The sequence below is a fragment of the Cupriavidus sp. CuC1 genome, assembly GCF_044627735.1.
Taxonomy (GTDB): Bacteria; Pseudomonadota; Gammaproteobacteria; order Burkholderiales; family Burkholderiaceae; genus Cupriavidus; species Cupriavidus ulmosensis.
The window spans coordinates 1-743 of sequence record NZ_JBIUHC010000415.1 but is presented as its reverse complement, the minus strand read 5'-3'; the positions used below and the strand labels follow the sequence as shown (position 1 = coordinate 743).

General features: G+C 63.0%; 1 protein-coding gene. It reads right to left on the bottom strand.

The features are described from left to right. Positions 1-685 (bottom strand): IS630 family transposase (locus ACGLHR_RS51975; RefSeq protein ID WP_400103959.1); only part of this gene is annotated, 685 nt, incomplete at its 3' end. Positions 686-743: the final 58 nt, after the last annotated feature.

The window sequence follows — 743 nt, the reverse complement described above, 5'->3', positions numbered from 1 at the left end:
ACTCACCGCTGAGCCCGCCTTCATACGTTGCAAACCAGAAGGCACCCTTCGAATTGACGGCGGACGCCGCGCTCATGCTTTGCCGCTGGCCCGGCCGCTCGACAACGGGCGTTTCTCCGCGCGGCGCCCACGTCTTGCCATGCACCGAGTCAGCTCGAAAGCCCGATTCGTCCCAGAAGAAGATATCCGCCTTCTGCTCACGAGCCTGCCTGGCAATGGCCGGAAACGTGTCGCGCCGCCAGCGATCGATCGCCTCCGGATCGCGCTGGTAAGCGCGCTGCAGCGGCTTTTGCGGCGTCAGGTTCAGGCGTGCCAGCATCGCGCCGATCGAGGCCAGACTCAGCGTCACGCCGAACCTTTGCTGCACCAGTTCGCGAACCAGGTTGCGCGTCCACAGCCCGAAATCGAACCCATACTGCATCGGATTCTTGCCATTGATCCATCGCAGCACCCGCCGCTCCTGCGCAGGCGTGAGCGTGCGCGGGCGACCCGTGCCTTTGGTCGAGCGCAGCGCCCGTACACCACGGCCATGCGCCTGGGCGCGAATCTTGTATGCCCACGACCGATTCATTCCGAACGACGCCGCGACATCATCCGGATGGTCCCCCTCGGCCATGCGTTGCACCGCCAGGATGCGCATTTCTTCAAGCGTGTTGTGAGCCAGACTGCGGCCGTCCCGTTTCATGAGCGCACCCCTCAATGACTATCGCTCAAGCATAGACTATTGTCCGCTAAATTTCTGA